Source organism: Agromyces sp. 3263 (assembly GCF_031456545.1).
GTDB lineage: Bacteria > Actinomycetota > Actinomycetes > Actinomycetales > Microbacteriaceae > Agromyces.
In genome coordinates, this window is sequence record NZ_JAVDUV010000001.1 from 200,464 (window position 1) to 225,180 (window position 24,717).

Sequence of the window (24,717 nt, forward strand, 5' to 3'; positions counted from 1 at the left end):
CTCGCTCATCGGTTCCAGTACCTGGCGGTCACACCCGCGACCTCAACATCCAACCAGACCCGGTCGGCCTCGTTCGCGTCGGGCACCTGGCAGGTGTTCGCCGACTGCGCGTTCCGCGAGTTGCGGCCGTCCTCGGTGCCGCAGCTGAATGCGGCGGGCAGGCCGGAGTTGTCGGGGGCGGCCGCCCATGACCACGTCTTGGACGCCGCATCCCACACCCGGCTCGGCAAGGCGAACGTCAGCGACGGGCTCGCGCTGGACGGCATGATCGCCGACCACGGCCCGCAGCTGCCCCAGACCGAGCACGAACGCACCTGGAAGCGAGCGGACTCGCCGAACGGCCGGTTGAGGAGCGCGCGGAGCCAGCCCGACCCTCGGAAGTCCGTCGGCTGTCCGAGCTGCGCGCCGTTGCCGTCGACCGCGACGATCTGCAGGCGAGGCGCACCCGCGTCGACGCTCGAGATGTAGCGGTCCCACGTCTCCTCGTTCATCCACGACATGTCGCTCTGCACGCTGTTGACGGCACCCGGTGCCGGGCGCACGACGATGCCGGCGACCTCGGTGTTCACGCAGGCGGCACGGTTGAATCCCCAGACGACGAACGAGTACCGCGTCGACTCGGTCACCGTGCCGGAGAACTGCACGCTCGAGGCATCCGGCCCGACCTGGACGACCTCGGCGACGGAGCCGCCGCTGGCAGGAGCGAGGACCTGGCCGGGCGCGGGCGAGGTGACCGAGCAGGCCTGCGGACCGGAGGGCACGCCCGTCTGCCCGTCGGCGAGCCGCTGCACGAAGTAGCCGCCGATCGCGTCGCCGTTCCCCTCGAACGGCGACCACGAGACCGTGACGGTGCCCGCGGCCGCGTCGCCGACCACTGAGATGTCGCCTGCGATCGGCGACCCGAACGGCGTGCCGGTGCCCCCGGCCTCGGTCCAGGCCGCGAGTGCGGGGTACGCCTGGTTGCGGGCGCTGACGGTGAACGGGACCTGCGTGCCGTTCGCGATGCCCTGGGACTCGGTGGCGCACAGCGTGGCGGTGCAGGCGGCGCCCGCGTCGACTTCGCTCGAGACGCCGGCGACGTTCACGACGTAGGAGCCCACCTCACTGCCGCCGCCCGAGTCGACCGGCGACCACTCGATGCGGAGGCGCCCGTCGAGTGGAAGCGCGCGGAGACCAGCCGGTGGCGGCGGGATGACGTCGGACCAGATGGGACCCGGTGCCTCGACCGCATCGGAGAGGCCGATGTCGTTGCGGGCCTGGATGCGCACGCGCACGGCGTTGCCCTGCCCGTTCCCCGGCGTCGGCACGGTGCAGGTCGTCGCCGCGCATGAGGAGGTGTCGAGCACCTCGCCTCCGACGGCGTCGACCAGGGAGATCTCGTAGCCGGTGATCGGCGAGTTGTTGAAGCCGCCCGCCCCGAAGGCGACGTCGAGGGTGCGGTCGCCGAATCCGGTCACCTGCGGCTGGGTCACCGGATCGGGCCGGTCCTGCACGGAGATCGTGACGGAGCCCCAGGCGTACCTGCTGGGATCCTCCGTCGCGTCGGCCACCTGGTACTGGAGGGTCGTGTTGATGGGTTCGGCGCGCTGATCGACGTCGACGGTGAGCGTCGACCGGTCGGCACTCGGAACGACGCGCACGCCGGCGGGCAGGTCGTCGCCGATCCCGGTCACCCGCACGACGCGCAAGGGCGTGCCCGGGAAGGGGTTCGTGCCCCGGTCGTTCGCGAGCACGTCGATGGTGGTCGTGCGGCCGCGGGCCGTGACGGCGTAGTCGGGGGCGGGTTGGGCGAGGGGCCGAGTCGAGGGCACCACGCGCAGCTCGATGCGGCCGGCCGTGCCCTCGTGCGCGTCGTCGCGCACGGCGATCGAGACGGTGGGCCTGCTGCCGTCGGTGCGGGTGGCCTCGGCGGCCGCGATCGTGAGTTCCTGCCCGTCGAGCGACAGCGAGAACCCGTCGGGCCGCGGCTCGAGGATGCGGAAGGCCAGCTCGTCGAGGTGCTCGGGGTAGGGGTAGGTCGTGAGCTTCACGAGGTCGATGGTCTTCGACTGGCCGGGTTCGAAGTCGATCACCCCGCCGACGAACGTGGGCGGCTGGTCCTCGGTGGGCTGCACGTCGATGGGGATGACGATCGTGCCGGTGCGGCCGGCGGGGTCAGTGCCGGACTCGCCATCGGTCACCGTCATCGACAGCGATGCCGGGCCGAAGTAGCCCTTCTCGCTGCGGAACCGCACCGTGTCCTCGTCGACGACGAGGTCGGTGCCGTCGCTGTGCGAGGCGCGCACGCTGGCCTCATCGGCGATGCGCACCGGACGGCCCGATGCGGCGATGACGTAGTCGTCGAGGTCGAGGACGACCTCCGCACCGCTTCGCACCTCCACGTCGGGCGCGTCCCGGCGCAGCTGCGGCAGCGCGTCGTCGCGGCCCGGCACCCAGATGAACGCGTAGGAGACGACGCTCGGATCCTCGGGGTGGCTCACCGAGAACGGGATGATCTGGCGACGGTCCTCGACGGTCACGCGGATGCTGCCGTCGCGTCGCACCTGTGCGCCCGAGTCGTAGCCCGCCACGAGCCCGACCGTGAGGTCTGCCGCGTCGCCGTCGGCGAGGAAGACATTGCGCAGCACCTCGACGTCGACCACGTCCTCGTCGAGGATGTCGCTCAGGCTCAGCACGGTGTCGGATGCCTCGGGGCGCGCGAGGGGCGCGTCGTCGTCGGCGATGACCCGCAGGAAGTTGGAGGCGGTGCCCAGCCGCTCGTTCTGGATCGTGTAGACGAACGCCGTCTCGCCCTCGACGTCGGGGACCTCGACCCGCACCGTGTCGCCGTCGATCTCACCCGTCGCCCCATCGGTGTTCGGCTCGAGCTTCGTGATCTCGAGCGAGCCCCCATCGGGATCGGAGTCGTTGTCGAGCACGCGCACCGAGATGGTGCGCCCGGGGCGGACCGTGACCTCGTCCGCCACCGCGATCGGCAGGCGGGCCCCGTCGAACTTCGGCGCGATGCCGACCCGGACGGATCCCACTGCACGCGCGCCGAGCGCGTCAACGACGGAGTACTGGAACGTGTCGGTGCCCGGGGAGTAGTCGCCCGCCTGGTACTCAAGCCAGTCCGCCCCGCGCGCGGTGACCGCGCCACGTTCGGGATTGGACTCCTGACCGAGCAGTTGCACCGAGTCCCCGTCGGGGTCGGTGCCGCCCAGCGGGATGGGGATCCGCACCTTCTCGCCGGCGATCACCCGTGCGGTGATCGACGGCGGGACCGGCGCCGAATTGGTCTCGGGGTCCGCGTCGCGGACAGAGATGCTCACCGTCGCCGTCGCGTACTGGCCGTCGGACGCCACGATGCGGTAGGTCGCCTGGAACTCGCCGGCCTCGTCGGGCGCGTAGTACCGCAGCCGGTCGCCCGCGGCGAACAGGAACCCGCCGGCCGGCTCCTGGTCGAGTTCGGGGGCGAGCGTGAACGGCATGGCGTCGGGGTGCTCGTCGTTGTCGAGGACCCGGATGTCGATGACGTCGCCCGTGCGAGCGGCGATGGTGTCGGGCGCGGCCACCGGAGGCTGGGCCCGGCTCGGTAGCGGCACCTCGACAAGCGTCACCTGGCCGTCGGCTTCGGCGAGCCCGTTGCTCACCCGGTAGCCGACCGTGGCGGACCCGGTCGCGAGCGGTCGGTCGAGCGTGATGCGGAGAATCCGGTGGTCGACCACTTCGACACGCACCCCCTCGTCGGCGGCATCGTCCGTGATGCCCGTGACGATGAGCACGCCGCCGGTGGGGTCGATATCGGTCGCGAGCACGTCGACGTCGACCGGCTGATTGACGCGCAGGAACGCCGTGTGCGGCACCGTGATCGGCGTCGTGTCGCGGTCGGGCGGGGCCGAGACGTCGACGCGGACGAGGCCCGTGGCCGTCTGCGTGCCGTCGGTGACCGAGTACTCGAGGTAGTGGGTGCGCACGTCGGCGCTCGTGAAGCGGAAGCTGCCCCCGTCGAAATCGGGCACGACCTGCACGTCGGGCTTGGCCGGCACTGCACTCAGCCGGTAGGTGCCCGAGCCGCCGCGCACGTGCCGGAGCGGATCGATCTTGATCTCCTCGCCCGCGGTGGCGAGCTCCACGAACGGTTCGGCGATGAGGGCGACGTCTCCTGGTGCGCGCACGGAGACGGTGAGCACGCCGTTGCCGGTGGCGCGGCCGTCGGAGACCGCGAGCCCAACGGTGCGGCTTGCTCCGGCGCCGCCGGCCTCGTCGAAGACGACGATGCCCTCTGCGGTCGACGACAGGCGATCGGGCGCGTCCACGGCGGCGGACTCGAGGAAGAACGGGTCGCCGTCGGGGTCGAGCCAGTCGCCGAGGACGGCCGTGGTCACGCGCCCTCCCACCTCGACGGAGGCGTGGTTCTCCCGCTGCTGCACGGGGGGCGAGTTGTCCTCGGGATCGCGCACCGTGACGGTCGCGACGGCGTGCGCGGTTCCGCCACGGCCGTCGCCGACGGTGTACCCGAACGACAGCGTGCCGGATGCGGCCTCGTCGAGCGTGAGCTGCAGCTGCTGGTTGTTCGAGACGCGGTCGAGTCGCGCGCCCGGCGGCAGCTCGCCGTCGACGGCGTCGACGACGAGGACGTCGCCGTTCGCGTCGTAGTCGTTCAGGAGCACGGGCAGCAGCGTGGAGCGGCCGGGTCGGGCCCCGAGATGGTCGTCGATGGCGATCGGCGGGGCCTGCGTCTTCTCGACGGTCGGCTCGGTCTCGGGATCGTTCTCCTCGATCGTCTCCTCGTCGTGCTGGGTCGCGAGCAGCTCGTCCCAGTTGTCGATGAGCGCGTAGCCGTCTGCGGCGGCCCACGTGCGGCCGGACTTGCGATCGTTCAGCACGAGCGTGGTGCCGTTCACCGCGAAGGCCAGCGCACTGCCGGGGGCGGCACCCTCGAGCCGGGTGAGGTCGCCGGGATCGTCCGGCGCGCACGAGCGCCAGGCATCCCGGCCCCAGGCTGCGTGGAGGCAGCCGTCGTGCATGACCGGCGCGGCGGGCGCACCGTTCACGCCCTCGTGGACGACCCGGGGCTCACCGCCGTCGAGGCCGACGCTGATGACGCCGCCCCGGAACGCGATGGCGACCGAATCGCCGGAGCGCGCCGGAACCTGGAGCACCGGGTCGTCGGTGGCGCCGAGCACCCCCGAGAGGTCGACCTCGTGCCCGTCGAGGAGGAGGCGCCGCGAATCGGCGTCGAGCACGACCCACCGCTCGCCGATGGACGTGATCTGCACCTCGGGATCGCCGTCGAGCGGGCGCGCCTGCCAACGCTCGGCGACCGTCTCCTCATCGGCGGCGTCGACGCGCGCGACGTCGCCCGTCGAGGGCGTGTAGGCGAACAGCACCCCGGCGGGATCGACCGAGGTCACGGCGCCCGCTCCGAACGTCAGGGAGGGTTCGGCGTCGCTGTCGAAGTCCGCGAATCCGGAGGCCGGCACGGACCACACCGCACCGCCCGACGCGACGACGACCCGGTCGCCGGCGAGCGCGAGGGTCGTCCCGTCGGGGGGCACCGCGACGGACTTCGTGATCTTCGACGTGGTCGGATCGACGATGCCGACGCTCGCGCGGTCCTGGTCGAGGACGAGCACCGTCGCGCCCTGCTGGAGGATGTCGGACGTGGATCCACCGGTCTCGACGACCGAGTTGAGCTCCAGGATGGCGGTGTTGGCCCGGCCGACTGACTGCGCTTCGTCGTTCACGACCCAGACCGAGGCGTCGCCGAGGTCCATCCGCTGCGCCGCGTACCCGCCCGAGGCCACGGCGACGACGGCCACCACGGCGACGACGGCGGTGACCGCCCCGATCGTGGCGAGCGCCGACCGGTGCCGTCCGAGCTGCGGGACCCGCATCATCCGACGCCCTCCTCGACGTCGACGCAGCGCTCCGCGCTCGGCGCACCGGACTTGCCGTCGCGGGTGACGGTGACGGTGGCGCACACGCGGTCGCCGTCTGCCACGGTCACCACGTAGCTCGCATCCCGCTGCATGGGGGATGCGACGCCGTCGACGGCCACCACGTACGCGTCACCGCCCTCGATGCCGGGATCGTCCCAGGTGAAGGTCACCGTGGTGCCCGCGGCGGTGCCGTGCACGTCGGTGACGACGGGGATGCCGCGTGCCCCCTGCACCGCGGCGAAGACGCCGGCGCCGACGAGCACGACGATGAGCGCCGCGGCGATCGAGATTCCCCAGACGACCCGCTTCGTGGTCGGCGGCGCGGTGCGGGCGCGGCCGGTCGTGTCGTCGTGCGACCGGGTGTCCGTCCTCAGGATGGTGCCCGAGCCGCGCGGGGCCGAGCGGCGGGTGCGGCGACGGGAGCCCTTCGCGTCGGCGACGGCGTGCTGCCCGCCGATGCGGGTGCGCTCGTCGAGGTCGACGGCCGTGGCGAGCGCCCAGTCGTCCATGGCGACCTCGAGCGGCGTCTGCAGCAGCCCGAGCTCCTCCTCGACCGCCTGCAGGTCCCTGATGAACTCGAGCGCGCTGGCCTGGCGATCCTGCGGCCGCTTCGACATCGCCCGTGCGAGCACGCGTTCGAGGCTGCGCGGCACGTCGACGCGGCCCGTCGGGGCGGGCTTGGCCTTCTCGATGCGCCCCATGAGGGCGGCGGTGCCGTTGTCGCCCCCCGGCACCTCGAACGGGCTCCGACCGGCGATGAGCGAGTAGACGGTCGCGCCGAGCGACCAGACCTCGCTCGCGACGGTGCCCGACACGTCGTCGTGCAGCACCTCGGGCGCGGACCACGGAATGGAGAGGCCGACCGCCTCGCTGGTCTCCGCCTCACCGAGGGTCGACGCAATGCCGAAGTCCGACAGCACGGGATGTCCGTAGGCGGTCGTGAGGATGTTCGAGGGCTTGATGTCGCGGTGCAGCACGCCCTGGCGGTGCGCGGTCTCGACGGCGCTCGCGATGCGCACGCCGATGGAGAGCACCTCGGCGAGCGGCAGTTGCACGGCCCGGTACCGCTGGCCGAGGGTCGACGAGCAGTACTCCATGACGAGGTAGGGCCGTCCGTCGGCGGCGACGCTCGCCTGGTAGACGGTGAGGATCGACGGGTGCGACGACAGCTGCGCCATGAGGTTCGCTTCGGCCTGGAACATCTGCCTGAGCTCGTCGTTGACGACCTCCGCGAGGAGCACCTTGACGGCGACGAGGCGTCGCGGCATGTTCTGCTCGTAGAGGAACACGTCGGCGAATCCGCCGGATCCGAGCACCCTGATGAACGCGAACCCGGGCAGGTTCGGCGGGGTGGACGGCAGGCGCCTCGTCACGTTCCTCCCAGCTCGGGTGCGTCGGCGCTCGGAGGTCCGGCGGGCGCCCGGTGCCCCCATTGTAGATTGGCCGCGGATGCCGCACCTGAGGTTGTGCAGAAGGCCGCGGGCACGCGGCATCCGTCAGTCGAGGTCGCTGTCGTCGCCGCGACCGCGCCACACCGCACCGGCCGGTCGCACGACCTTCAGCACGTCGACCACGACGACGGTGACGTTGTCGCGGCCGCCGTTGCCGAGCGCGGCCTCGACGAGCTGTCGCGCCGCCTTCTCGGGCTTCTGGTTCGCGACGAGGAAGTGGCGGATGCCGTAGGCGGTCAGCTCCTTGGTCAGCCCGTCGGAGCAGATCAGGAGGCGCATGCCCTCCTCCACGGCGATCGCGCGGTAGTCGGGAATCGGCGCCTCGTGGAACCCGACCGCCCGCGTGATGACGTTCGAGTGGGGGTGGGTGTCGGCCTCCTCGCGCGTGATCTGGCCGGCGTCGACGAGTTCCTGCACGATCGAGTGGTCGACGGTGAGCTGCTCGAGCACGCCGCCGACGAGGCGATAGACGCGGGAGTCGCCGATGTTGAAGACGATCCACGCCGGCTCGTCGGAGATGGCACCGAGGGCCGCGCCGGTCACCGTGGTGCCGCTGCCCTCATCGGTGACGCCGGCGCCCCGGCCCATGTCCTGCACGGCGAGACGAAGGGCCGAGTCGATCTCGGGTGTGCCCATCGTGAGGCGCCCGCCGTGCTCGGCCAGGCGGGTCACGACCGCGGCGCTCGCGAAGTCGCCGGCGGCATGGCCGCCCATGCCGTCGGCCACCGCGAAGATGGGCGCCTGCGCCACGAAGCTGTCCTCGTTGACCTCGCGTCGCAGGCCGGTGTCGGTCACGGCGGCCCACGCGATCGTGACCTCGGTGCCGTCGGGCAGCGTGATGCGGTGCTTGGCGTTTCCGTTGCCGATCTGCGTCACGGCGCTGCCTGCTGTCTGCTCGGTTCGCTCGAGGGGGGAACGACGGGGGCTGGGAGGATCTCGACGATCGTATCGTCTCCGAGGTCGAGTCGTGTGCCCGGTGCCACGACGATCGATTCGCCGGCGCGCAGGCGACGCGTGCCCGACCTGCCGTGCACGGTGGTGCCGTTCGTGGACCGCAGGTCGGTCGCGATGACGCGGGTGCCCTCCACCCGGAGCTCGAGGTGCGTGGCCGAGACCGCACCGCGCGGGGAGGCGACGGTCACGAGCTCGGGCGGGGCCCCGGCGGCGGGAATGCGCGGCGCCAGCGGGCGGCGCCCGATGAGCACCGGGCCGGCGATGGGATGCGGCGGGCCATCGCCGATCCGGAACGCCGGGATGGGCCGGGTCGGCGGTGGTGGCGCGGGTGCCGCCGGTCCCCCCTCGGCGACGAACGGCACCGTCGACGGCTGCTGGGGCGCACCCGCCGCCGAGGACGGCGGCGACGCGGTGACGGACGACCCCGCCGCGTGTCCGGTGGGAACGGGACTTCCGGGCGCCGCGGACCGGCGTGGCGTGAGGATCGTGTCGGCCGAGTCCAGGGGCGTGCCGGGCTCGGCGTCGGCATTCGGCCCGGCCGCGCCGGCGACGGGCCGTGCACGGCCCATGAGGATGGTGTCGGCATCGGCGGCGGATGCCCGTGGTCGCCGGGGCGCCGCGAGCGAGTTCCACTCGAGCGCCGAGGCGCGCAGGCTGGCGCGCGCGTGCGCCACGACGTCGGGCGTCTCGCCGAGGTGATCGAGCGGCGCATCCGCCCCGACGATACGGATCGCGATCACGGCGTCGAAGTCGGCGAGATGCCAAGGACGGATGCCGCGCGCGTCGAACCGCCTCATGCCGCCGGGCGACGTCAGGTCGACGACGGCGTCGCCGCGGACGACGGCCGTCACCTCGGCTGGCGAGTCGCCCGGCCACCAGACGATGCCGAAGGACTCCACCGCGTCCGCGCCGCCGAGCGGGACCAGGCCGACGAGGGCCTCGATGGTCACCGTCGCGTCGGCCGCCGCCGCCGCCAGGGCCGTGGTCGCCGCGTCGGGGGCCGGCGCGGCGATCGCGGCGATGAAGCGGTCGCCGACGACGACGTCCCATGCGGGCGCGCCGGGCACCACCGCGCTCGTGACGGATCCGACCACCATGTCGACCAGTCTGGCACCGTGCGCCACGACACGTCCGCGCAGGGCGCATCCCGTGGGATCCACCACACACGAGCTGCCATTGTATGGAATCAGTTGCGAACCGCGCTGGTTTCGACGGAATCGCTTGCCAGCGGCATTCGTCGCTGACATGATCGACGCATGACGAACTCCGCGCGTTCGGCGCAGCTGCGGCCGGTGCACCTCGACGACGTCTCCAAGGCGATCATCGAGCAGCTCCAGGCCGACGGCCGGCGGTCGTACGCCGACATCGGCAAGGCGGTCGGCCTGTCGGAGGCCGCGGTCCGTCAGCGGGTGCAGCGGCTCACCGAATCGGGCGTGATGCAGATCGTCGCCGTGACCGACCCGATGCAGTTGGGCTTCACCCGGCAGGCCATGATCGGCATCCGGGCCGGCGGCGACACCCGACAGCTCGCCGAGCAGCTCGCCGAGATCCCCGAGCTCGACTATGTCGTGCTCACGGCCGGCAGCTTCGACCTGCTCGCCGAGGTGGTCTGCGAGAACGACGAGGAACTCATCAACCTGCTGAACTCGCGCATCCGCAACCTGCCGGGCGTGCAGAGCACCGAGACCTTCGTATACCTGAAGCTGCAGAAGCAGTTCTACAACTGGGGCACCCGCTGAGCGGGCGACCCGAACCAGGAGGACAGCCATGACCACCCTCGACTCACCGACGAGCCTCGACGTGCGCTACGACAACGCGGACCTGCAGCAGAAGGCCAAGGACCACCTCTGGATGCACTTCTCCCGGCAGTCCACGATGGCGACGTCGGGAGTGCCGATCATCACCCGCGGCGAGGGCCACCACATCTTCGATGTGGAGGGCCGCAAGTACTTCGACGGCCTCTCGGGCCTCTTCGTCGTGAACGCCGGCCATGGACGCCGGCGCCTCGCCGAGGTCGCCGCCAAGCAGGCTGAGCAGCTCGCCTTCTTCCCGATCTGGTCGTACGCGCATCCCTCGGCGATCGAGCTCGCCGACCGGCTGGCGGACTACGCACCCGGGGACCTCAACCGCGTCTTCTTCTCGACGGGCGGCGGCGAGGCGGTCGAGACGGCGTTCAAGCTCGCGAAGTACTACTGGAAGCTGAAGGGCCAGCCCACCAAGCACAAGGTGATCTCTCGCGCCGTGGCCTACCACGGCACGCCCCAGGGAGCGCTCGCAATCACCGGCATCCCCGCCATGAAGGCGATGTTCGAACCGCTCACACCGGGCGGGTTCCGGGTGCCGAACACGAACTTCTACCGTGCGGCGGACGTGGGCGCGCCGTCCGACGACCTCGAGGCGTTCGGCGTCTGGGCCGCGAACCGGATCGAGGAGATGATCCTCTTCGAGGGTCCCGAGACGGTGGCGGCGGTCTTCCTCGAGCCGGTGCAGAATTCGGGCGGATGCTTCCCGCCGCCCCCCGGGTACTTCCAGCGGGTCCGCGAGATCTGCGACCAGTACGACGTGCTGCTCGTCTCCGACGAGGTGATCTGCGCATTCGGTCGCATCGGGCACATGTTCGCCTGTGATGCCTACGGCTACGTGCCCGACATGATCACGTGCGCCAAGGGCATGACGTCGGGGTACTCCCCCATCGGCGCGACCATCGTCTCGGAGAAGATCTACGAGCCCTTCGCCACCGGGACGACCTCGTTCTACCACGGCTACACCTTCGGCGGTCATCCGGTGTCGGCGGCCGTCGCACTCGAGAACCTCGACATCTTCGAGGAGGAGGGGCTAAACGGGCGCGTGCGCGAGAACTCCCCCCTGTTCCGTGCCGAGCTCGAGAAGCTCCTCGACCTGCCGATCGTGGGGGACGTGCGCGGCGACGGGTACTTCTTCGGCATCGAACTCGTGAAGGACAAGGCCACTCGCGAGACCTTCGACGACGACGAATCCGAGCGGCTCCTGCGCGGGTTCCTCTCGAAGGCCCTGTTCGACGCCGGCCTGTACTGCCGGGCCGACGACCGCGGGGACCCCGTGATCCAGCTCGCGCCGCCGCTCACCATCGGCGTGCCCGAGTTCCAGGAGATCGAGCAGATCCTGCGAGGGGTGCTCACCGAAGCCTCGAACCGACTCTGATGGCGTCGCCCCGTCGCGCGACGGACGGCAGCGAGGCGACATATCGGCAGGTGAGCTTCTGGCTCGACGATGTCGTCGTCTCGGGCACGGACGACCTGGCTCCCCGGCCCGCCCTGACGTCGGATGCCTCGTTCGACGTCTGCATCGTCGGCGGAGGGCTGACGGCCCTGTGGACGGCGTACGCACTCGCGAAGGCGGAACCCCGGCTGCGGATCGCCGTCCTCGAGCGCGAGATCGTCGGCTTCGGCGCGTCGGGCCGGAACGGCGGATGGTGCTCGGCGCTGTTCCCCCGCTCGGCAGCGTCCCTGGAACGCGACCACGGCTTCGATGCGGCCGTCGCCATGCGGCGCGCGATGATCGACACCGTCGAGGAAGTCGGTCGCGTCGCGCGAGCCGAAGGCATCGAGTGCGACTACGAACGTGGCGGCACGGTGGTCTTCGCGCGGAACGATGTGCAGCGGGCAGCCGGCATCGCCGACGTCGGCGAGGCGCGTCGGTTCGGCGTCGATCGCCTCGAGTACTGGGACGAGGCGGCGGTCGCGGGGCGCTTCGGCGCCTCGGGAATCGACGGGGCCTCCCCGAGCGCCGTGTTCGATCCCTCGTGCGCACGGCTGCACCCGGCGAAGCTGGTGCGAGGGCTCGCCCGCGTGGTCGAGGCGCTCGGGGTCGCGATCTTCGAGCGGACGGAGGTGCTCGATTGGGCCGCCGGGACGGTGCGATTCCGTGCCGTCGACTCGGGTGCGCACGGGACCGTCTCTGCTCGCCGGGTCATCATCGCCCTCGAGGGCTACGGCTCGCAACTGCCGCGCGTCCGGCGGCGCATCCTCCCGATCTACTCGCTGATGATCGCGACCGAACCACTCCCCGACGAAGTCTGGAGCGAGATCGGGATCGCACACGGCCAGACGTTCAGCGACTACCGGCACCTCCTGATCTACGGTCAGCGCACGGCCGACAATCGATTCGCGTTCGGTGGTCGCGGCGCCCGGTATCACTGGGGAAGCGCGGTCGATCCGGCGTACGAGCGGGTCGACGGCGTCTTCTCGCACCTGCACCGTGCCCTGCGCGAGCTCTTCCCTGCGTTGGGCGACGCGCGGATCACGCATCGCTGGGGTGGTCCGCTCGGCATCGCAAGGGACTGGCATGCGACCGCGAGCTACAACCCGAGGACGGGAGTCGGCTTCGCGGGCGGGTACGTGGGCGATGGGCTGTCGACGACGAACCTGGCGGGCCGCACGCTCGCCGACCTCGTGCTCGAGCGCTCCACCGCGCTGACCGCCCTCCCGTGGGCGAACCACCGTTCGCCCCTGTGGGAGCCGGAACCACTCCGCTTCGCGGGCGCGAACCTCGGCGTGCTCGGCATGCAACTCGCCGACGTCGAGGAACGGGTGACGAAGCGGCCATCCCTCGCCGCGCGGCTGCTGGGTCCACTCACCGGTCACTGACATCCGACCCGGGTCCGGAGAAGGCCCACTCGGGGAGTGCGCCACTGCCGATGAACGACGCGAGCAGCCCCGCCATAGGGAGGCCGGGTTCCGCTGAGATCGCCTGCTCGAGCAGCGCTCCGGCCGCCGATCCCATGCCGAGTGCCCACGCCAGCCAGGCCGCAACGCAGAGCGGCGGCCCGCGGTGTCCGTCGGGCGCATGTGCTGCGGCCCACCGCACCGCGTCGAGTGCCCGGCGTACTCGGTCGCCATCGGGCTTGATGGTCGTCTGCCCGAGCAGGAGCCGCGCGAGCAGGTCGGAGACCGTCTCGCCGGGGTCGTCGGCGTGCCGCCGACGAACGACCTGGTCGACGGTCTCTCCCGTGCGCTCCGCCACCGCGGCGGTCTCGAAGGCATCGTCCAGGGCCGTCTCGCCGACCACCGGCCCGAATCCGAACTGCAGCATCATCGCATCGCGGATGCCCGGTCGCCGCGCCAGGTGGAGGAACCACGCGATGCGGCGTTCCGGCTGATCGCCGGGCTCGCCCTCGAGCAGGGCCTCGACGAGCTCCACCGGGTCCGCCTCGGCGCCGAGTTCTGCGAGCGCCGCCTCGCCTCGCTCGAGGTCGTCGAATCGGGCGAGGTGCTCGGCGATCGAGCGGGAGGTGGCGTCGTCGGGCGTGGGCAGGCGACCGGAGTCGGCCACGCCGCCGAGCGAGCGGGCGTCGCCTGGAACCCGGCTCAGCGCGCCGCTCTCGTCGATCATCGCGACCGGATGCCCGTTGGCGGGCGTCGCCGGATCGAGAAGCGACCCCCAGGCGTCGACGCCGTGGCAGAGGGCGTCCCGCACCACGAATCCGGCCTGCTCGATGCGTCGAACCAGCAGCGACAGGAGCGCGCGTTCGGGGAACCGGCCGGTCGCACCGAAGGTCGCGTCGGTGTACGCGATCGGCACGACGGCATCGACGCCCGGCATCCGACAGAGCGTGCCGACGATGGCGCTGACGACCGCCTGCCGCTCGGCCGCGCGCCGAGGGAGGTCGTGACGGAGGACACCGGCCGAGCGCGTGCCGCGGAAGGCCACGCAGACGATCGAGCGTTCGGGGATGAACCCGGCAAGGGTGGGCACGATGGCCAGCAGGTCGTGGGCACCGGTGGCACGGATGATGGTGGTCATGCGGTGAGCATGGCGCCCGCGGCATCCGTCGCACCCCGGCGCCACTTCCGTATCGATGGCCCTCAGTCGGGCGAGGCCTGGGGAGGAGGACTCAACCCGCGGCGAAGATCCGGGAGACCTCGTCGAGCTCGGCGTCGGTCGGCTGCCAGGCGACACCGGCGGCCGCGTTCTGCCGGATCTGCTCGGGCCGCGTGGTGCCGGCAGTCACGCTCGTGAGCGACGGCTGTGCGAGCAGCCATCCGAACGTGGCCTCGAGCATGCTGATGCCGCGTGCGTCGGCGAAGTCGCGGTATCGGTCGAGCACGTCCCATGGCGCGTCGTCGACGAGGTGACGGCGCTGACGCATGATGCGGGTGTCGGCGGGCTGGTCGTCCCGCCGGAACTTTCCGGTGAGCAGGCCGTTCTGCAGCGGGAAGTACGGCAGGAAGCCGAGCCCCAGGTGCCGGACCGCCGGGAGAACCTCGGCCTCGACGCCCCGTGCCAGCAGGTTGTACTCGTTCTGCGCGGAGATGAAGCGTGCGGCGCCCAGCTCGCGCGCGACGTATTCCGCCTCCGCGATCTGCCAGCCGCTCAGGTTGGAGTGGCCGAGGTAGCGCACCTTGCCGGCGCGCACGAGGTCGTCGAGTGCCGCGATGGTCTCGTCGATCGGCGTCGCGGGGTCGGGCGTGTGCAGCTGGTACAGGTCGATCCAGTCGGTCTGCAACCGCCGGAGCGACCCCTCGACGGCGAGGCGGATGTAGCGGCGCGAGCCCCGCGCTCCCCATGCGGGAAGGGGCGACGGCAGGCCCGAGTGCCCGAACTTCGTCGCGATGACGACCTCGTCGCGGCGCCCGCGCAGCGCGGAGCCCAGGAGGGTCTCGCTGAGGCCGTACTCGCGGCCGTAGATGTCGGCGGTGTCGATGAGGTTGACGCCGACGTCGAGCGCCGCGGCCACCACGGCGTCCGTGCCTTCCTGGCCTTCCGTGGCGGTGCCCACCCGACCGAAGTTGTTGCCGCCGAGCCCCACGGTCGAGACGCGGAGGCCCGACCGGCCGAGGGAGCGGTACTCGAGATCCGTCATCGCTCCAGCCTATTCGCGCGCGGTCCTCGGCTCTCGACTCGTCCTCCCCAGCCGACCCGGTCGACCGCGATCCGCGATGTCCGATTCCCGCGAGTCGATGTCGGATGCCGCGGCTACGCTCGAACCATGACCAACGTGTACCTCACCCGCCTCGACAGCCCCATCGGGCGCATCGAGCTCGTCGGCGATGACGATGCGCTGACCGGCGTCACCATCGAGCGCGAGGGCGCGCTCCCCCGCGACGGCGAGCCCGAGCACTCCAATCCGGTGCTCGACGACGCCCGATCGCAGCTCATCGAGTACTTCGCCGGCGCACGCACCGACTTCGACCTCCCCGTCCGCCTTTCGGGCACGGCGTTCCAGCTGGCTGTCTGGGCCGAGCTCGAGCGGCTCCAGTGGGGCGAGGCGATCTCGTACGGCGCACTGGCCACGGCCGTCGGCAAGCCGGGGTCGGCCCGCGCGATCGGGGGCGCCGTCGGCGCCAACCCGGTGCCCATCATCGTCGGATGCCATCGGGTGCTCGCGTCCGACGGACGCATCACCGGTTATTCCGGCGGCGACGGCATCCCGACCAAGCTCTGGCTGCTCGGACACGAACGCATCGGCTTCGCCGCGTGAGCGTCATCCCGTCGGCCGACGTCGTGGTCGGCGACGACGGCCTGTCCCGCTGCGCCTGGGGCGCGAACGACCCCGAATACCGCCGCTACCACGACGAGGAATGGGGCACGCCGCAGCACGATCCCGTGCGCCTCTACGAGAAGGTCTGCCTCGAGGGGTTCCAGGCGGGGCTGTCGTGGATCACCATCCTCCGCCGGCGGCCGGCGTTCCGCGAGGTCTTCCACGGGTTCGACGTCGATCAGGTCGCCGCGATGACCGAGGCCGACGTCGAGCGGCTGATCACCGACGCCCGCATCATCCGCCACCGGGGCAAGATCGAGGCCGCCATCCAGAACGCCAGGGCCACCCTCGCTCTGGATGTCCCTCTCGACGAACTCCTGTGGAGCTTCGCTCCCCCGCCTCGCGACACGGCGCCGCGGTCGTTCGCGGAGGTTCCCGCCACCACGCCCGAGTCCGCTGCGATGAGCAAGGAGCTCCGCCGGCTCGGCTTCCGGTTCGTCGGGCCGACCACGATGTACGCGCTCATGCAGGCTGCGGGCATGGTTGACGACCACGTGTCGGGGTGCTTCCGGGCGATGATGCCGCGAGACTCATCGGCGGAGCCCGTCGCGACGGTCGCCTGATCGGCTCAGGCCAGGAGCTCCAGCTCACGCACGCCGGTCGCGGGGTCTGCGCCCTCGGCGACGTCAAGCGCGAATCCGGCGGTCCGCGCCCAGTCGATCAGCTCGTCGACCGATTCCACCGTCGGACGAGACTCGAGCACCGCCCGCGTGAACGCGCCCTTCGCCGTCTTGTTGAAGTGGTTGAGGGCGCGACGTCGTCCGTCGCCTCCGATCATGACGACCCGAACGAAGGCGCTGTCCTCTCGGACGGGCGCCGGGCCGAGGTGCGCGTACCCCTCGGAGCGGAGGTCCACGATCAGCCCGTGCTGCCGCGCGAGCGACGACTCGAGGAGCGGGCGCCAGAATTGACGCAGCCGGATGCCGGGGACACGCGAGTCATGGGACAGCCGGTAGGCGGGAATGGGATCGAGCGCGCCGACCAGGCCGAACAAGGCCGAGTGCACCATGACCGAGCGGGCCGCATACGATCTCGCCTCGGCTGACAGCGTCGGGGCGTCGAGCGCGTCGAACAGCACCCCCGTGTAGCGGTCGATCGCAGGCATCGACGGCGCAACGTGGATCCGGCGGTTCCGCTCGACCTCGGCCGATTGCCGCGGACCGAGCTTCAAGGCGCGCATGGCGGCGTCATGATCGGCGGCGAGTCTCGCGACCGCGTCCATCAGCGCGAACCGGGCATCGGTCAGTTCGGGCGCGGCCAACACCGCGAGATCGACCGGGCCACCGTGGCCGCCATCCCGTTTCGTCTCGGACGGCGGCAGGAGCAGCCGCATCTAGGACGCGATGAAGGCGAGCGCCGCCTCGACGTTCGATCCGAGCGACTGCACGCTGTCGATGGTCACGCGCGGCAGCGCCGAGGACGGACCCGTCCACGGAGCGTAGCCCTCGAGGCTCTGCTCGACGGCGCGCCACGTCGTCTCCTCGAGGTGCGGGAGCCGACGCTCGCGCTTCTCGAGACGCGCGCGATGCACCCCTTCGTCGGAGCAGGCGACCTCGATCACCCGCAGTCGCACATCGGCGCGGGCAGCGAGGTCGCGCCACTGCAGCCGAGCCGCCTCCGCGGCATTCACCGCGTCGACGATGACCGTGCGTCCGGAGTCGAGCTCCTTCTCCGCGATCTCCTCGGCAACGAGGTACGCCGCGAGCCCGGTTGGCTGGTCGGCGTCGATCCCGGCGCGGAGAATGGCCGACTCGATGGGGTCGACGGACACGACCGTGGCGCCGAGCCGGGCACCGACGATCTCGGCGATCGTCGACTTGCCCGCGCCCGGCAGCCCGGCCATGACGATGAGCTGGGTGACGCTCAGGTCACCGAACTGGCGTTCGATCGGCTGCTCCCCCTGCATCCGTGCTCCCTCAGGCGAGCTCGGCCCGCGACGCGACGAGCTGGACCGAGTCGGACTGCACCGACAGGAACCCGTCCTCCGCGTTGGCCGTGATCTTCTCGCCACCCGGGAGGGTGACGCGAACCTCGCCACCGGCGAGGATCGCGAGCATGGGCTCGTGGCCGGGCAGGATGCCGATCTCGCCCTCGACCGTACGGGCGATGACCATGGACGCCTCGCCCGACCAGACTTCCCGGTCGGCCGAGACGACGCTCACATTGAGGACGGCCATGCTCAGCCGTTCTCCTTCTGGATGCGAGCCCAGTTCTCCTCGACGTCGGTGATGGGGCCTACGTTGAAGAACGCCTGCTCCGCGACGTGGTCGAAGTCACCGCGGGCGATCGCGTCGAACGACTCGATCGTGTCCTTGAGCGGCACCGTGGAGCCCTCGACACCGGTGAACTTCTTCGCCATGTAGGTGTTCTGCGAGAGGAACTGCTGGATGCGACGCGCGCGCGACACCGTGATCTTGTCTTCCTCGGAGAGCTCGTCGACACCGAGGATCGCGATGATCTCCTGGAGCTCCTTGTTCTTCTGGAGGATCTGCTTGACCGTGGTGGCGACGCGGTAGTGGTCCTCGCCCAGGTAGCGGGGGTCCATGATGCGCGACGTCGAGGTGAGCGGGTCGATGGCCGGGTAGAGACCCTTCGACGCGATCTCACGCGACAGCTCGGTCGTGGCGTCGAGGTGCGCGAACGTCGTGGCCGGAGCGGGGTCGGTGTAGTCGTCCGCCGGGACGTAGATCGCCTGGAGCGAGGTGATCGAGTGGCCGCGCGTCGACGTGATGCGCTCCTGCAGGACGCCCATCTCGTCGGCGAGGTTCGGCTGGTAGCCCACCGCGGACGGCATGCGGCCGAGCAGCGTCGAGACCTCGGAGCCCGCCTGCGTGAAGCGGAAGATGTTGTCGATGAAGAGCAGCACGTCCTGCTTCTGCACATCGCGGAAGTACTCCGCCATGGTCAGCGCGGAGAGCGCGACGCGAAGACGCGTGCCCGGCGGCTCGTCCATCTGGCCGAAGACGAGGGCGGTCTTGTCGAAGACGCCCGCCTCCTCCATCTCGTGGATGAGGTCGTTGCCCTCACGGGTGCGCTCGCCGACACCGGCGAACACGGAGACGCCACCGTGGTCCTGCGCCACGCGCTGGATCATCTCCTGGATGAGGACGGTCTTGCCGACGCCCGCACCACCGAAGAGGCCGATCTTGCCGCCCTGCACGTAGGGGGTGAGGAGGTCGATCGACTTGATGCCGGTCTCGAAGAGCTGCGTCTTCGACTCGAGCTGGTCGAAGGCCGGGGGCCGGCGGTGGATCGGCCAGCGCTCGGTGATCTCGACCTGCTCGCCCGGCTCACCGTTGAGGATCTCGCCGATGACGTTGAACACCTTGCCCTTGGTGACGTCGCCGACGGGGACGGAGATCGCCTCGCCGGTGTCGGTCACCTCCTGGCCGCGCACGAGCCCATCGGTGGGCTTCAGCGCGATGGCGCGCACGAGGTCGTCACCCAGGTGCTGGGCGACCTCGAGGGTCAGGACGAGGGTCTCGCCTCCGACCGTGATCTTGGTCTGGAGAGCGTTGTAGATCTCGGGGATCGAGTCGTGCGGGAACTCGATGTCGACGACGGGGCCCGTGACGCGGGCGATGCGGCCGACGGCGCCGGCGGTCGACTCGGCGACCGGCGCGGTTGCGGTGTCAGTCATTCTGGCTCTCTCTTTTCTGGGTTACTTCTTGGCGACGAGCGCGTCGGCGCCGCCCACGATCTCGGAGATCTGCTGCGTGATCTCGGCCTGGCGCGCGTTGTTCGCCAGCCGGGTGTAGTCGGTGATGAGCTTGTCGGCGTTGTCGCTGGCCGACTTCATCGCCTTCTGCGTCGCCGCGTGCTTCGCTGCAGCGGACTGCAGGAGCGCGTTGAAGATGCGGCTCTCGATGTAGACCGGCAGCAGCGCATCGAGCACGGTCTCGACGTCGGGCTCGAACTCGTAGAGCGGCTGCACGGTCGCGTTGGGCTCGTCGACACCCTCGACAACCTCGAGCGGCAGCAGGCGCACGACCTCGGGGGTCTGCGTCATCATGCTCACGAACTTGTTGTAGACGACATGGATCTCGTCGACGCCGCCGTCGGCGGCGTCGCGGAGGAACGCCTCGAGCACGGCGTCGGCGATCTCCTTGGCGAGCTCGAACTCGGGGTTCTCGGAGCTGCCGGTCCACTGCTGTTCCGACGCGCGGCGACGGAACTGGAAGTAGCCCACGGCCTTGCGCCCGACGAGGAAGTACACGACCTCCTTGCCCTGCGAGCGGAGCAGCTCGGCGAGCTCCTCCGCCTCGCGCAGCACCTGCGAGTTGAATGCTCCCGCGAGGCCACGGTCGGACGTGAGGATCACGACGGCTGCGCGCTCGATCGTCTCGGGCTCGGTGGTGAGCACGTGGTCGACGTTCGAGTACGTCGCGACGGCCGAGACGGCGCGCGTGATGGCGCGCGAGTACGGCGTCGAAGCCGTCACGCGTGCCTGCGCCTTCTGGATGCGCGAGGCGGCGATGAGCTCCATCGCCTTGGTGATCTTCTTCGTCGTCTGGGCAGACTTGATCTTCTGCCGGTAGACCCGAAGTTGCGCTCCCATTTCTCTCCTGTATGCCTAGGTTCGATCGTCGTCGCCGGCCGCCTAGCGGCGAGCCTTGACGATCTTCTCCTGGTTGACGTCCTCCGCGGCGATGGCCTCGAACTGCTCGCTGCCCACCGAGGCGAGCGGCTTGCCCTCACCGGTCTGGAACTCGAGCTTGAACTTGTCGACCTCGGCCTCGAGGGTCGCGACCGTCTCGTCGGACAGCACGTTCGTGTCGCGCAGCGTCGAGAGCACCTCGGTGTTGCGGCCGAGGTAGTCGAGCAGCTCGCGCTCGAAGCGCAGGATGTCCTCGACCGGGACCTCGTCGAGCTTGCCGTTGGTGCCGGCCCAGATCGAGACGACCTGCTCCTCGACGGGGTACGGCGAGTACTGGGGCTGCTTGAGCAGCTCGGTGAGGCGTGCGCCGCGGGCGAGCTGGCGACGGCTCGCGGCGTCGAGGTCGGACGCGAACATCGCGAACGCCTCGAGCGAGCGGTACTGGGCGAGCTCAAGCTTCAGCGTGCCCGAGACCTTCTTGATCGACTTCACCTGCGCGTCGCCGCCGACTCGCGACACCGAGATGCCCACGTCGACCGCCGGACGCTGGTTCGCGTTGAAGAGGTCGGACTGGAGGAAGATCTGGCCGTCGGTGATCGAGATCACGTTGGTCGGGATGTACGCCGAGACGTCGTTCGCCTTGGTCTCGATGATCGGCAGGCCGGTCATCGATCCGGCACCGAGCTCGTCGGAGAGCTTGGCGCAGCGCTCGAGCAGACGCGAGTGCAGGTAGAAGACGTCGCCGGGGTACGCCTCGCGGCCCGGCGGGCGGCGGAGGAGCAGCGACACGGCACGGTAGGCCTCAGCCTGCTTCGACAGGTCGTCGAAGATGATCAGGACGTGCTTCGAGTCGTACATCCAGTGCTGGCCGATCGCCGAGCCGGTGTACGGCGCCAGGTACTTGAAGCCGGCCGGGTCGGACGCGGGAGCCGCCACGATGGTGGTGTACTCCATGGCGCCGGCGTCCTCGAGGGCGCCCTTGACGCCCGCGATGGTCGAGCCCTTCTGGCCGATCGCCACGTAGATGCAGCGGACCTGCTTGTTCGGGTCGCCCGAGTCCCAGTTCGCCTTCTGGTTGATGATCGTGTCGATCGCGATGGCGGTCTTGCCGGTCTGGCGGTCGCCGATGATGAGCTGACGCTGGCCGCGGCCGACGGGGATCATCGCGTCGATGGCCTTGATGCCGGTCTGGAGGGGCTCGTGCACCGACTTGCGCTGCATGACGCCGGGCGCCTGCAGCTCGAGGGCACGACGGCCCTCGAGGCCGGTGATCTCGCCGAGGCCGTCGATCGGGTTGCCGAGCGGGTCGACGACACGGCCGAGGTAGCCCTCGCCGACGGGGACCGAGAGGACCTCGCCCGTGCGGGTCACCTCCATGCCCTCCTCGATGCCGGTGAACTCGCCGAGCACGACGACGCCGATCTCGTCCTCGTCGAGGTTGAGCGCGAGGCCGAGCGTGCCGTCGGCGAAGCGGATGAGCTCGTTCGCCATGACCGAGGGCAGTCCCTCGACGTGCGCGATGCCGTCGCCGGCGTCGGTGACGTATCCGACCTCGGTCTTCTGCGCCGTGCCCGGCTCGTACGACGAGACGAACTCCGAGAGAGCCGAACGGATCTCGTCGGGGCTGATGGAGAGTTCTGCCATTGTCTTTCCCTTTTCTGTACCGGTTGTACAGCTACTGGTCTGTCGCGGCGCAGGACGCCGGTCGTTTCGTCCGGCGGTCAGCCGGCAAGCTTCTGCCTCAGCGAGCTGAGGCGGCTGGCGACACTGCCGTCGATGACGTCGTCGCCGATCTGCACGCGGACTCCGCCGAGCACGGCGGGGTCCACGATGGTGTCGAATCGGACTCGGCGGCCGGTCTGGGCGGCGAGGCCCTGCTGGAGCCGGGCGAGCTGCTCGGGCGTGAGCGGGACGGCGGTCGTGACCGTCGCGACATCGAATCCACGCTGGTCGGCGACGACGGATGCCGCGTGGCGGAGCGCCTCGCCGATGCGACGGCCGCGGGGCTGCTCCACGAGGTGGCGCACGATGGCGACGGTCTGCGGTGCGGCCTTGCCCCCCAGCAGCCGGTCCACGATCTGGGTCTTCGACGCGGTCGGGCTCAGCTTGCTGCCGAGGGCCAGCTCGAGCTCGTCGTCGGAGGCCACGGCCTGCTCGACGGTGAAGAGCTCGGCATCGACCTGCACGCCCTCGGGAGCGGACTCGGCCGCGACGCGGTAGCCCAGCTCCTCGATGCCGGCGAGGAAGTCGTCGCCGCTCGACCACCGCGCGGTGGCGGCGGCCGAGAGCAGCGACGCGGCGGCGCGGGTGATCTTCGGGCCGAAGACCGCCTCCACCAGGGCGCGCTTCTGCGCGGCATCCGCCTCGGTGTCGGTGAGCGCCGAGCGCAGCTGCGACGACGCGCCCACGACCCGGCCGACCGCGAGGAGGTCCTCGGCGACCGTCAGCTCGGCACGACCGAGCTCGGCGAGCGCCGCTCGCATGTCGGCGAGGGCCCCTCTCGTAGCGCTACCCATGGGTTACTTCTTCCCTCCGGCAGCCGCCTGCTCGCTCGCCTCGAGATCGGCGAGGAAGCGGTCGACGACGTTCTGCGCCTTGCGGTCATCGGAGAGGCTCTCGCCGATGACGCCGGACGCGAGGTCGATCGCGAGGGTGCCGACCTCGGACCGCAGCGAGACGAGCGCCGACTGGCGCTCCGCCTCGATCTGGGCCTGTGCGCCGGCGGTGATGCGGGCCGCTTCTCCGGAGGCCTGCTCCCTCGCCTCGGCGACGATCTTCTTGCCGTCCTCGCGGGCGGTCTCGCGGATGCGACCGGCTTCGGCGCGCGCGTCGGCGAGCTGGGCGGTGTACTCCTCGAGTGCCGCCTCCGCCTTGCGCTGCGCCTCGTCGGCCTTGGCGATGTTGCCCTCGATGGCTTCGGCGCGCTCGTCGAGCATCTTCTGGACGCGCGGCAGCGCGTACTTCCAGAAGAAGACGAGGATGATCACGAAGCAGATCGCCGACCCGATGATGTCATAGGGCTCGGGGACGACCGGGCTCATGTTCTCCTCGGCAGCCTCGGTCGCAGCGCTCAGAACTGCGTGGAGCACATTGGCCTCCTAGATAGCGGCGAAGGGGATCAGACGAAGATGAAGTACGTGGCGATGCCGATGAAGGCGAGCGCCTCGGTGAAGGCGATGCCGATCCACATCAGCACCTGGAGGCGGCCGGCGAGCTCGGGCTGGCGGGCGACGCCCTCGATGGTCTTGCCGACCACGATGCCCACGCCGATGGCGGGGCCGATGGCCGCGAGGCCGTAACCGACCGTTGCGATGTTGCCGTTGATCTCAGCGAGAACGGTAGTTGCGTCCACGTTGGGTTTTCCTTTCCTAGGGATGTGCTGGGCGGGTGCCCGGGCTCAGTGCTCTTCTGCGACCGCGAGCTGGATGTAGACCGCGGTGAGGAGGGCGAAGACGTAGGCCTGCAGGACGGCGACGAGGATCTCGAACAGCGTGAACACGAAGCCGAAGGCCAGGCTGCCCACCCCGAGGAGGGTGTACCAGCCGCCGAGCTGCACGACGAAGAACGCCGTCGCCGAGAAGAAGAGCACGAGCAGGAGGTGCCCGACGATCATGTTCATCATGAGTCGGAGGGTGAGCGTGATCGGGCGGATGATGAACGTCGAGATCAGCTCGATGGGCGTCACGATGATGTACACCGGCCACGGCACGCCGGCGGGGAAGAGCGAGTTCTTGAAGAAGTTCTTCGGGCTCTTCTTGACGCCCGCGTAGATGAACGCGGCGTAGGCCACGATCGCGAGGACCAGCGGCACGCCGATGACCGACGTGCCCGCGATGTTCAGGAACGGGATGACACCCGTGAGGTTCATGAACAGCACCATGAAGAAGATCGTGGTGAGGATCGGCAGGAACCGCTTGCCGTCCTTCTTGCCGAGCAGGTCGTCGGCGATGTTCACGCGAACGAGGTCGAGTCCCATCTCGACGAGGCTCTGGAACCGGCCCGGCACGAGACGCATCTTGCGCGTGCCGAGCCAGAAGACGAGGAGCAGCGCGACGACGGCGACGATGCGCACGAGCGTGATGCGGTTGATCTCGAACGGAGTACCGCCGAAGAGCAGTGCCCCCGGGAAGAATTCCTCGATCGACGGACCGTGGAAGCCACCATCGTCGGTGGACATCGGAACCAGCAGGTTCAGAGCGTTAGCTAGCAGCGCTATCTCCTGTTTCGGGGCGTGGAGCTCGGCTCTCGCGTCGACGAACATGGAACGGATTC

21 protein-coding genes are annotated in these 24,717 nt (G+C 70.4%); 5 read left to right on the plus strand and 16 right to left on the minus strand.

Annotation, left to right across the window (positions count from 1 at the left end):
• Positions 1-5: 5 nt before the first annotated feature.
• From J2X63_RS00975 to J2X63_RS00990, 4 genes are all read right to left on the minus strand, one after another.
• Positions 6-5,882, minus strand: coding sequence for an Ig-like domain-containing protein (locus tag J2X63_RS00975; RefSeq protein WP_309972958.1), 5,877 nt, complete (start codon positions 5,880-5,882; stop codon positions 6-8).
• Positions 5,879-7,297 (minus strand): serine/threonine-protein kinase, encoded by a 1,419-nt coding sequence (locus J2X63_RS00980; protein WP_309972960.1) that lies wholly within the window; start codon positions 7,295-7,297, stop codon positions 5,879-5,881. The genes J2X63_RS00975 and J2X63_RS00980 overlap by 4 nt, the downstream gene beginning before the upstream one ends.
• Positions 7,298-7,420: 123 nt before the next feature.
• Positions 7,421-8,251: a protein phosphatase 2C domain-containing protein gene (locus J2X63_RS00985; RefSeq protein WP_309972963.1), complete on the minus strand. Its 831-nt coding sequence runs from the start codon at positions 8,249-8,251 to the stop codon at positions 7,421-7,423.
• Complete coding sequence (locus J2X63_RS00990) at positions 8,248-9,426, minus strand: FHA domain-containing protein (RefSeq protein WP_309972965.1); 1,179 nt, start codon at positions 9,424-9,426, stop codon at positions 8,248-8,250. The genes J2X63_RS00985 and J2X63_RS00990 overlap by 4 nt, the downstream gene beginning before the upstream one ends.
• A gap of 159 nt (positions 9,427-9,585) precedes the next feature.
• On the opposite strand from J2X63_RS00990, the gene J2X63_RS00995 reads away from it, so the two are divergent.
• From J2X63_RS00995 to J2X63_RS01005, 3 genes are read left to right on the plus strand one after another with little or no spacing between them, the layout of a single operon-like run.
• Positions 9,586-10,068, plus strand: a complete 483-nt coding sequence (locus J2X63_RS00995) for an Lrp/AsnC family transcriptional regulator (RefSeq protein WP_309972967.1) — start codon at positions 9,586-9,588, stop codon at positions 10,066-10,068.
• A 28-nt stretch (positions 10,069-10,096) separates the two neighbouring features.
• Positions 10,097-11,509, plus strand: a complete 1,413-nt coding sequence (locus J2X63_RS01000) for an aspartate aminotransferase family protein (RefSeq protein WP_309972969.1) — start codon at positions 10,097-10,099, stop codon at positions 11,507-11,509.
• Positions 11,510-11,559: 50 nt separating this feature from the next.
• Positions 11,560-12,954, plus strand: coding sequence for an FAD-binding oxidoreductase (locus J2X63_RS01005; RefSeq protein ID WP_309972971.1), 1,395 nt, complete (start codon positions 11,560-11,562; stop codon positions 12,952-12,954).
• Here J2X63_RS01005 and J2X63_RS01010 read toward each other — a convergent pair.
• Both J2X63_RS01010 and J2X63_RS01015 read right to left on the minus strand, forming a co-directional pair.
• Positions 12,941-14,110 carry a DUF4192 family protein gene (locus J2X63_RS01010; RefSeq protein WP_309972973.1) on the minus strand — a complete coding sequence of 390 codons (1,170 nt, stop codon included), beginning with the start codon at positions 14,108-14,110 and terminating at the stop codon, positions 12,941-12,943. The genes J2X63_RS01005 and J2X63_RS01010 overlap by 14 nt on opposite strands.
• A 91-nt stretch (positions 14,111-14,201) precedes the next feature.
• Entirely contained in the window at positions 14,202-15,170 is a 969-nt protein-coding gene (locus J2X63_RS01015) for an aldo/keto reductase (RefSeq protein WP_309972975.1), read from the minus strand.
• 126 nt (positions 15,171-15,296) lie between these two features.
• Here J2X63_RS01015 and J2X63_RS01020 point away from each other — a divergent pair, with 126 nt between their 5' ends.
• Together J2X63_RS01020 and J2X63_RS01025 are read left to right on the plus strand one after the other, a co-directional pair.
• On the plus strand, positions 15,297-15,788 hold the full coding sequence (locus tag J2X63_RS01020; RefSeq protein ID WP_309972977.1) for a methylated-DNA--[protein]-cysteine S-methyltransferase: 492 nt from the start codon (positions 15,297-15,299) through the stop codon (positions 15,786-15,788).
• A gap of 5 nt (positions 15,789-15,793) precedes the next feature.
• On the plus strand, positions 15,794-16,411 hold the full coding sequence (locus J2X63_RS01025; RefSeq protein WP_309977757.1) for a DNA-3-methyladenine glycosylase I: 618 nt from the start codon (positions 15,794-15,796) through the stop codon (positions 16,409-16,411).
• Between the two features lie 5 nt (positions 16,412-16,416).
• On the opposite strand, the gene J2X63_RS01030 is transcribed toward J2X63_RS01025, so the two are convergent.
• The 10 genes from J2X63_RS01030 to atpB form a co-directional block, all read right to left on the minus strand.
• The gene (locus J2X63_RS01030) at positions 16,417-17,181 is read right to left on the minus strand and encodes a peroxide stress protein YaaA (RefSeq protein ID WP_309972979.1); all 765 of its coding nucleotides are present in this window, start codon (positions 17,179-17,181) and stop codon (positions 16,417-16,419) included.
• Positions 17,182-17,754 (minus strand): ATP-binding protein, encoded by a 573-nt coding sequence (locus tag J2X63_RS01035; RefSeq protein WP_309972981.1) that lies wholly within the window; start codon positions 17,752-17,754, stop codon positions 17,182-17,184.
• 10 nt (positions 17,755-17,764) lie between these two features.
• Positions 17,765-18,025, minus strand: coding sequence for a F0F1 ATP synthase subunit epsilon (locus tag J2X63_RS01040; RefSeq protein WP_159602190.1), 261 nt, complete (start codon positions 18,023-18,025; stop codon positions 17,765-17,767).
• A gap of 2 nt (positions 18,026-18,027) precedes the next feature.
• Complete coding sequence (gene atpD, locus J2X63_RS01045; RefSeq protein WP_309972984.1) at positions 18,028-19,488, minus strand: F0F1 ATP synthase subunit beta; 1,461 nt, start codon at positions 19,486-19,488, stop codon at positions 18,028-18,030.
• 21 nt (positions 19,489-19,509) lie between these two features.
• Positions 19,510-20,406, minus strand: coding sequence for a F0F1 ATP synthase subunit gamma (locus J2X63_RS01050; protein ID WP_309972987.1), 897 nt, complete (start codon positions 20,404-20,406; stop codon positions 19,510-19,512).
• A 42-nt stretch (positions 20,407-20,448) separates the two neighbouring features.
• Complete coding sequence (atpA, locus tag J2X63_RS01055; protein ID WP_309972989.1) at positions 20,449-22,089, minus strand: F0F1 ATP synthase subunit alpha; 1,641 nt, start codon at positions 22,087-22,089, stop codon at positions 20,449-20,451.
• Positions 22,090-22,166: 77 nt separating this feature from the next.
• On the minus strand, positions 22,167-22,961 hold the full coding sequence (locus J2X63_RS01060; RefSeq protein WP_309972991.1) for a F0F1 ATP synthase subunit delta: 795 nt from the start codon (positions 22,959-22,961) through the stop codon (positions 22,167-22,169).
• Between the two features lie 3 nt (positions 22,962-22,964).
• The gene (locus J2X63_RS01065) at positions 22,965-23,519 is read right to left on the minus strand and encodes a F0F1 ATP synthase subunit B (RefSeq protein ID WP_396133138.1); all 555 of its coding nucleotides are present in this window, start codon (positions 23,517-23,519) and stop codon (positions 22,965-22,967) included.
• 44 nt (positions 23,520-23,563) lie between these two features.
• A complete protein-coding gene (atpE, locus tag J2X63_RS01070; protein WP_022888426.1) occupies positions 23,564-23,797 on the minus strand; it encodes an ATP synthase F0 subunit C in 234 nt (77 codons plus the stop codon).
• A 45-nt stretch (positions 23,798-23,842) separates the two neighbouring features.
• The gene (gene atpB, locus J2X63_RS01075) at positions 23,843-24,622 is read right to left on the minus strand and encodes a F0F1 ATP synthase subunit A (protein WP_309973007.1); all 780 of its coding nucleotides are present in this window, start codon (positions 24,620-24,622) and stop codon (positions 23,843-23,845) included.
• Positions 24,623-24,717: the final 95 nt, after the last annotated feature.